Source organism: bacterium, assembly GCA_040756715.1.
Lineage (GTDB): Bacteria > UBA9089 > UBA9088 > UBA9088 > UBA9088 > JBFLYE01.
Genome location: JBFLYE010000113.1, coordinates 1 through 7,575 on the forward strand (window position 1 = coordinate 1; position 7,575 = coordinate 7,575).

Below are 7,575 nucleotides of genomic sequence, written 5' to 3' on the forward strand. Positions count from 1 at the left end.
AAACCAGAATAAAATAAGGGGAAATATCCCAATAGAGGCAGAAAAACAGGATGAGATGAAAGTAAATAGCTTATCCTTTTTTATTGTAAGTTTTGGTGTAAGATAGACAAGGGAAAGACAGGCGACAAAAGAGAGTTGAAATCCAATATCATAAATCTCAAAAGGGTTTTTAAGCAGGAGGATAAAACAAGCTATGGCAAGGGTATTATAAAGATTCCCCTCCCTTTCAAATACAATTATGGAAATGAAGACACATGTCATAATAAAAGAGCGAAGGGTTGGAAGAGAAGAACCTGTTACTAGACAAAATAAAAAGAGAAATGGTAAGGTGAGAATAAATTTATATGGCCTTTTTACCCCTGGTCTTTCAAATACAATAACAAGAAAACCAAAAAGCAATGCAAGATGAAGCCCTGAAACAGAAAGGATATGGATTGTTCCTGTATCGGCAAATGCCCTGTTTATTTCATTAGAAATTCCCGATCTTTCTCCCAGGATAATCCCCAAAAGAAAACCCCTTTCGCTTTCAGGAAGCAAAGAGAGAATCTTCTCTGCCCTTGTTTTAATACGAGAGGCAAATAATAAAAAAGGGTTTATCTCTCCCTTGCCAAGTAATATAACATCATCTGCCCATACACAGGCATAAATTCCCCTTCTTGCCAGCACCTTCTTTTTGTTATACCTTCCTGGATTCTTATATTCCTTTGGCTCTTTTATCTTTGCCGAAGGAATAAGAAGCTTGTCCCCCAAAGAAAAACTGGACTCTTGTGTGCTTACAGAAAGAAGACCAGATGCCCTTTTGCCATTAAATTCCTCTATCCTTACCACAATATATGTTCTCTCTGGATGCCTTATAGGATAAGAAACGACTACACCTACAATATTGCCCCTTTCTCCAATATGATTTGCAATATTAGAGGGGCCTTTATATGAATGAAAAGAACAAGAAAATGAGCCAAAAGTAAGGATTGAAAAATAAAGAAAAACAAGGGAGGCTTTTTTCTTTAGAAAAAACAAAATAAAGAAGCCAGGGATTGATACAATGAGAAAAAAATCGGAATATGGAAGATTTATCAAAATCCCTAGAATGTAAAGAAGAACAATAGGAAGGAAAGGTCTTCTACTCAATGATAATAAAATTCCTAAATCCTAAATTCCTTTTTACTCTTTCCAGAATTCCCTCGCCTTTATTATCTCAATTGCCCTGGCAAGCTGGGTATCGCAGAACATATCAACAATGGAGGGTTTTTCGCCTTTTAGCTCCCTTTTCTCCTTTTCTATATCACGCAGGATGTATTTTTTCTCAAGCTCTATGCCAGATTTCTTAAGGCTTGCGATAAATTGCTCTATTTCTTTGTCTGTGCAGGTAGCATAATTTTCCACAAATTCCTCAGTAAATGTCCCATCCTCAAATTTTTCTATTATTTTTCTCTTTTCCTCTGATATTTGCTCCTCCTCAACCACTATATTTGGTTCAATTCCTTTTCCGTGAATAAGGTTTCCCGCCGGTGTATAGTAATGGGCTGTGGTTAATGCCAAACCAGAGCCATCAGAGAGGTTATACACGGTTTGAACCGATGCCTTGCCAAATGTCTTCTTTCCAAGCAGAATGCCTTTTTTATGGTCTTTTAAAGCACCGGCTAATATTTCAGCTCCCGATGCTGTTCCACCATTTATCAGGATAATCATCTTTGCTTTAACCTTTGGCTCTGAATTCTCTGCAACATACCTTATCTCGGGTGTATTCTCCCTTCCCTTTGTATAGACAACCAGAGAACCACCTGAGAGAAATTTTCCCGAAACACCAACTGAAGCCTGAAGGGTTCCACCCCCATTGTTTCTTAAATCAAGGATGATATACTCTGGATTTGCCTTTGAAATTTCATTGAATGCCTCATTAAACTCAGAGATTGTATTGTTGTTAAATGAGCTAACCCTTATATATCCTATATTATCATCTAAAATCTCAAACTTTACGCTCTTTATCTTTATAACATCCCTGGTTATGGTATAGATAATGGGATTTGGCTCTTTTCTCCTTGTAATGGTAATGGTAACCTTTGTTCCTGGTTCTCCCCTTAGCTTGGCTACAGCATCAGCTAGGTTTATTCCCTCGGTTGATGTTCCATCAATATGGGTTATCCAATCATCTGATTTTACACCTATTTTATATGCAGGTGTATCCTCTATAGGTGATATAACAACGAGCTTATTATCCTTTATGGTAATAACAATTCCCAATCCTCCAAATTGACCAGAGAGCTCTGTTTCCATCTCCTTGTGTGCCTGGGGTGTCATAAACCTGGTAAAGGGATCCTGTAAGGTCTGTAGCATCCCGTTAATCGCTCCGTAGATAAGCTCCTTTGAGCCTGTTTTTGAGGGATCTACATAGCTTTGTTGGACATAAGAAAAAACCTCAGAGAATACATCTAAGTCTTTATAGCTCTCTTGTGAATAGGCAAGGATGGCTAAACCAAGCCCAATTATAATAATCATCCATAACCCTTTTTTCATTTTTGAATTTTTATAAATCCTTACCTCAATTTTGACTTTTGCATTTTGAATTTTTATTGATTCAAGATATGTGGGGTAAGGAAGACAAGAAGCTCTCTTTTTATGGGAGTTCCTTTTCCGGTTGAAGGAGATACGCCTTTATATCTAAATGCCCTTCCGACAAATGGAAGGTCAGAGAAAAATGGCACAGAATATTCTGTCACCAGCTCATCCTTACCAATCATCCCTCCTATTACTATTGTTTCCCCATTGTTTACCATAATCGTTGTTTCAATCAATTGCTCGCTTTTTGTAGGAGCTGTATGCTCCCCTATGCCTGCTACCCAGATAGTATTTTCGGGTTTCCCACCCTTAGTTGAGATTTTAAGCTCTAAAAGGATGGTTTTATCAGGATTAACCTTAGGGGTTATCTCAAGCTCTGTTGTCATATCAATGTATTTAACAGTAACGCCAACTGCTGAGCCCTCTGATGAGGGTGTTGTTTCTGCATAGGGAGCCTCTCCACCTACCTTTATCTTTGCCTTCCGATTGTCAGAGGTAGCAATCTTTGGAGCAGCAATCAACTCAGCCTTTTCCTTTTTAATAAGATTTTGAAGCTGAAGGAAAAGGTTTGTATTTCCAGAAAGCCTTCCAATAGAAAGGTTTGTTGAGGAAATAGCTCCAAGATCAACTAGCCCTTGGGTTGTATCTTGTGCAGAGGATGGATGGGTAAACCCCCATCTAATCCCAAGGTTCTGGGTTTCATTGTAATCTATGGTTACCATCTTTGACTCAATCATAATTTGGGGTGTTGAGGAATCAAGGCTTTTTATTACATTCTTTATTTCCTCAAGGTTCTTTGATGTTGTTGTAATTATTAAAGAATTTGTCCTTTTGTCTATGATAATCTTTCCACCTGCATCTGGGTCTAAAAGGGGTTCAACATTCTTTGACATATCCTCTGCCTTATCATAGTTTATAAAGATAACCTCTGTCTTAACCGCTGTTTTTAAAAGGTTTTCTTTTGTATCTACCCTAATTATTCCCTCTTCCTCTACCCAGTTAAAGTTATTTGGTTTAAGGATCATATTTAGTGCCTGATCCCATCTAACATTATTAAGCTCAATGGTTATTACACCAGATACATCTGGCCCTAAAACAATATCCTTTCCTATCTTTTTGGATAATGCCCTTAGAACATCAGAAAGGTCTGTTTCATAAAACCTCATAGAAAATAAATTTTCTTCTTTTTTCTCCTCCTTCTTTTCCTCTTTGGGCTTTATAGCCTCCTCTATCTTTCCTAAAGGAGGAAGAATTCCCATTTCTGGTGCAGGGATAGGCTCTTCTTTAATCTCTTCCTTTACCTCCTTTTTTTCTGATATGCCTGTATCCATCTCAATCAAACAATTATTTTTATCAGAAAGAAGTTGGTATGGATAGACCTGCTTTAGGCCAATTGTTATCCTTGCAATCTTAACCGGCTCCTTTAGCCTCTGCTCTGAAGAAATGCTCAAAATAGCCTTGCTTCTATTTTTAATTTTGTCCTTTGAAAGGCTATCCTCGCCATTTAAAAGGTCAATGATTAGCCTAGGTGGATTTAGGATAACAAATGCCCTATATTGAGGCACATCTGATGAGGTAATTACCACCCTTGTCTTTCCATTCTCATCATACCCTGTAATCCCTGTTAATTGATACCCCCAAGCTACCCCAAAAAACCCCAATAATGCCACCTGTAATATTTTTTTCATTGTATCTCCTCCCTTATTTCTTTTTCTTCCATCTTTAAAAATAGCTCTTTTCCCTTTTTGGTTAAAATTATTCCATCTTCCCTTGTTTTTACTTTTATCTCAGGAACATCATTTCCATCCTTGTCAAGAAGCTTATTATCTGCAAAGAGATAATTTTCTTCCTGGGCTTTGATAACCGCTATTTTTTCCTTTTTATCAAAGATATACCCCGAAATAACCCATTCCCCCATCCCTCCCTCCTCTCTTTTTGTTTCAATTACTACCTCAACCTCTTTTGGCATTTTTATGACCCCCGGCCCTTTTAATGGAACAAATGGATCCCTTCTTCCCAGATCAAGGTATTGATATGTCTCATATTTTGGAGGAGGAACCTCAACAGGAATAGGTGGCTTAGGTTTCTCTTCCTTTACCTCCTCCCTCTTTTTGCATCCTAAAACAATAACTAGACAACAAATAACAAGTGATAGAATATTTAATAAATTCTTACCACACTTTTGACTTTTAACTTTTAACTTTTGACTTTTCATCTATATATATACGACTCAAGCTTTAAAGGGACAGAAACTGTATCAACAGGCCCTTTTTCTTCTGTTGTTTGACCTTGACTTGCACTTATGGATAGCTCTACTGTGTTAATAAGCCTGGAAAGGTTTCCAATTGCACAAATAAACTTTATTACATTATGAAATGTTCCGGCAATAGTAAGGTTAATGGGATATACTGCATAGTCACCCTTTTCTTGTATTTCCCCTGGTGAAAAAGATGGAAAATAAACCCTATATTCTTCAGAAAGCTGGGTTAGGGTGGTAAGAAGATAGGGAACATCCAAATCCTTGGGAAGGACATCTTCTGCATATTGTAATTGAATCTTAAGCCTTTTTCCTTCTGCCTCAACAAAAGGAAGCCTTTTTGCCTCTTTTTTGTTTTGTAAAAGTGTCTGTTCTTTTGTCTTCTTCTCTGAAGAAAGACCTTTTACCTCATTATTTAATGGCTTAAAAAAATTGTGGTAAAAGATAAAGCCACCCCCTCCCACAATTAAAAAGAGTATAAGGTATAGCTTTTGCTTCTCAGTTAGCTTCTTCATAGGTTATATTTCAGGGTTAAACTAAAGTTTGTTATTTTTTCTTCCTCCCCCTTTTCAGATGATAAAACCTCACCAAGGGTTATATTGCTAAAAAATGGATTTTCCATTAAAGCTACAATAAAATTCGCCACAGAGTAGTTGGAAAACCCTGAACAAGAAAGGGAAAGACTGTCTTCTCCTTCTGGAGAAAGGGAGGAAAGCCAGATCTCTGGAGTTATGGTCTTGCTTATTTCCTCTAAAATTTTTACCCACTTAAACCTTCCCTTTATAAGGGTTTGGATTACAGAAAGCCTTCTATTTATCTCAGCATTTTCAGCCTCTATTTGTTTAATTCTCTCTAATGTTGGCTGAAGGCTTGCAATTTCTTCATCTATCTTTTTAATATCAGATTGAAGGTTAAGCTTTTTCATATTGAGATAGAGCCATATTCCAGAAAGAACCATTCCATAAAGAAGAAGAATGCTTACAATAAATATAGTTTGCTCTCTTTTTTTTCTTTTTTCTATTATCTCGGGTGGAAGAAGGTTTATTATGATCATTGTAGTCCTCTAAGTGCCAAGCCAATGCTTGCTGCAAATCCTGTTCTTTTTCTTTCAATCTCACCTGGCTTAAAATTACCTTTAGAAAGGTCTAGATTTAAAATGGGATTTGCCAGAACAACATCTATTCCCAATCCTTGAGAAAGAAAGGCTGGTAAATTTGGAAGATTGGCACTTCCACCACTTAAAACAATCTTATCAATATTCTTTTTATAGCTGGGAAGCTGGGTATAGTAATAGGTGAATGATCTATCAAGCTCATCAAGCAACCTTGAGGCAACAGACTCTAAACAATAGGATATTCTTCCCCTTTCATCATCTGTTACTGTCCCATATTCTTCTCCCAAAAGTATTGCTCCCTTTTCCTCCTTTTTACTTTCTGCCTCAGCAAAGCTTATTCCAAATTCGTCCTTTACAGAATCGGTAAAATCATTTCCACCCACAATGATATCCCGATTAAAGGATGATGCATTTCCTTCTATGATGTTTATATTTGTTGTCCTTGCTCCAATATCAACCAAAGCCGCAACCTTTTCTCCTTGTATGCTTCCCTCTTCCCCTATTTCCCAAGCATCTTCTATTCCAAATGTATCAACATTAATATACACGGGATCAAGACCTGCCTTTTGAAAGATATGAATATATTCATGAACAATCTCTCTCTTTGCTGCAACAAGAAGAACTTCCATCATCCTCTCTTCTTTCTCAATAAAATCCTTTGTGATATGAAAATCTATTAAAGCCTGCTCAACCTCAAATGGAATATGCTCCTCTGCCTCAAATCTTATTACCTCACGAAGCTCATCTGCTGGCATATATGGAAGCTTTAGATACCTTATTACCACAGAGGAGGAAGGAACAGATATATAAACCTCACGGGTTTTTATCTTATTTTCTGATAAAAGCTTTTTAATGGCATCAATCGCTAAATTACTCCATGCATCTTTTTCATCGTCACGAAGGGGTTCTTCATATATCTTTTTTTGAGCTAGGTTAAGAAGAAAAATCTTATCCTTCTTTTTTAGCCTACATATCTTAACCGAATCAATAGTAAGATCTATTCCGGTTGCTATTTTTCCAAAAGGGTTTTTTAACATAAAAAAATTATACAACAAATATCTTTATTTTGTCAAGGTCTTTGAAAAAACTAAAAATTAAGAGACTCTTAAGTGAGGATTTTTTCATATAGCTTTTTTCTTTTCTTTTATAGCATCTAAAACAGAAAGAAGGTTTCTAATAATTCCAGAAAGGGTATAAACAAGGCTTGCAATGGGAGCTTGAATCTGGGATATAACTTGGGAAATAAGAGCCTCTCGTGATGGAAGGTTAGCGATACGCTCTATATCAATCTTTTCTATCCTTTTTTTGTCAAGAAATCCATATTTTATAGAGGGCTTTTTCTCCTTTTTTATAAAACCAAGCAGGGTTTTGCAAGAAATAGGGGCATCTTTTGAAAAGAGAAATCCTGTTGAGCCGGTAAGCCTAGGAGATATAGGAATGTCTAAATCCTTCGCTGCTCTCATAAATAGCCTATTCTTTGCCACAACATACTTTGCATCTATCTTTGAAAACTCCCTCCTTAATCTTGTTATCTCGTCAACCGAAAGGGTAGATATATCTGTTAAGATAATGGTATTGTTCTTTTCTATCCTATCCTTTATCTCATCCATTATCTTTTGTTTTAAAATATGCCCTTTTTTCATCTTTA

The 7,575-nt window shown here is 36.6% G+C and carries 8 protein-coding genes; all 8 read right to left on the bottom strand.

What is annotated here, in order from left to right:
- A partial coding sequence (locus tag AB1397_04215; protein MEW6482187.1) for a ComEC/Rec2 family competence protein occupies positions 1–1,128 on the bottom strand: 1,128 nt, incomplete at its 3' end.
- Positions 1,129–1,161: 33 nt separating this feature from the next.
- A complete protein-coding gene (locus AB1397_04220) occupies positions 1,162–2,514 on the bottom strand; it encodes a S41 family peptidase (protein MEW6482188.1) in 1,353 nt (450 codons plus the stop codon).
- 53 nt (positions 2,515–2,567) lie between these two features.
- Complete coding sequence (locus tag AB1397_04225) at positions 2,568–4,244, bottom strand: secretin N-terminal domain-containing protein (protein ID MEW6482189.1); 1,677 nt, start codon at positions 4,242–4,244, stop codon at positions 2,568–2,570.
- A complete protein-coding gene (locus AB1397_04230) occupies positions 4,241–4,771 on the bottom strand; it encodes a hypothetical protein (protein MEW6482190.1) in 531 nt (176 codons plus the stop codon). Before AB1397_04230 ends, AB1397_04225 begins: the two co-directional genes overlap by 4 nt.
- Positions 4,768–5,328: a type 4a pilus biogenesis protein PilO gene (pilO, locus tag AB1397_04235; protein MEW6482191.1), complete on the bottom strand. Its 561-nt coding sequence runs from the start codon at positions 5,326–5,328 to the stop codon at positions 4,768–4,770. The genes AB1397_04230 and pilO overlap by 4 nt, the downstream gene beginning before the upstream one ends.
- Positions 5,325–5,867, bottom strand: coding sequence for a PilN domain-containing protein (locus AB1397_04240; protein ID MEW6482192.1), 543 nt, complete (start codon positions 5,865–5,867; stop codon positions 5,325–5,327). Before AB1397_04240 ends, pilO begins: the two co-directional genes overlap by 4 nt.
- The gene (gene pilM, locus AB1397_04245) at positions 5,864–6,964 is read right to left on the bottom strand and encodes a type IV pilus assembly protein PilM (GenBank protein MEW6482193.1); all 1,101 of its coding nucleotides are present in this window, start codon (positions 6,962–6,964) and stop codon (positions 5,864–5,866) included. Before pilM ends, AB1397_04240 begins: the two co-directional genes overlap by 4 nt.
- 84 nt (positions 6,965–7,048) lie before the next feature.
- Positions 7,049–7,575 (bottom strand): 50S ribosomal protein L10 (gene rplJ / locus AB1397_04250; GenBank protein ID MEW6482194.1); only part of this gene is annotated, 527 nt, incomplete at its 5' end.

Bases quoted from the DNA above. Each gene is read 5' to 3' on its own strand.
- AB1397_04220 (MEW6482188.1), bottom strand. From the start codon at position 2,514: ATGAAAAAAGGGTTATGGATGATTATTATAATTGGGCTTGGTTTAGCC.
- pilM (MEW6482193.1), bottom strand. From the start codon at position 6,964: ATGTTAAAAAACCCTTTTGGAAAAATAGCAACCGGAATAGATCTTACT.
- AB1397_04225 (MEW6482189.1), bottom strand. From the start codon at position 4,244: ATGAAAAAAATATTACAGGTGGCATTATTGGGGTTTTTTGGGGTAGCT.
- pilO (MEW6482191.1), bottom strand. From the start codon at position 5,328: ATGAAGAAGCTAACTGAGAAGCAAAAGCTATACCTTATACTCTTTTTA.
- AB1397_04240 (MEW6482192.1), bottom strand. From the start codon at position 5,867: ATGATCATAATAAACCTTCTTCCACCCGAGATAATAGAAAAAAGAAAA.
- AB1397_04230 (MEW6482190.1), bottom strand. From the start codon at position 4,771: ATGAAAAGTCAAAAGTTAAAAGTTAAAAGTCAAAAGTGTGGTAAGAAT.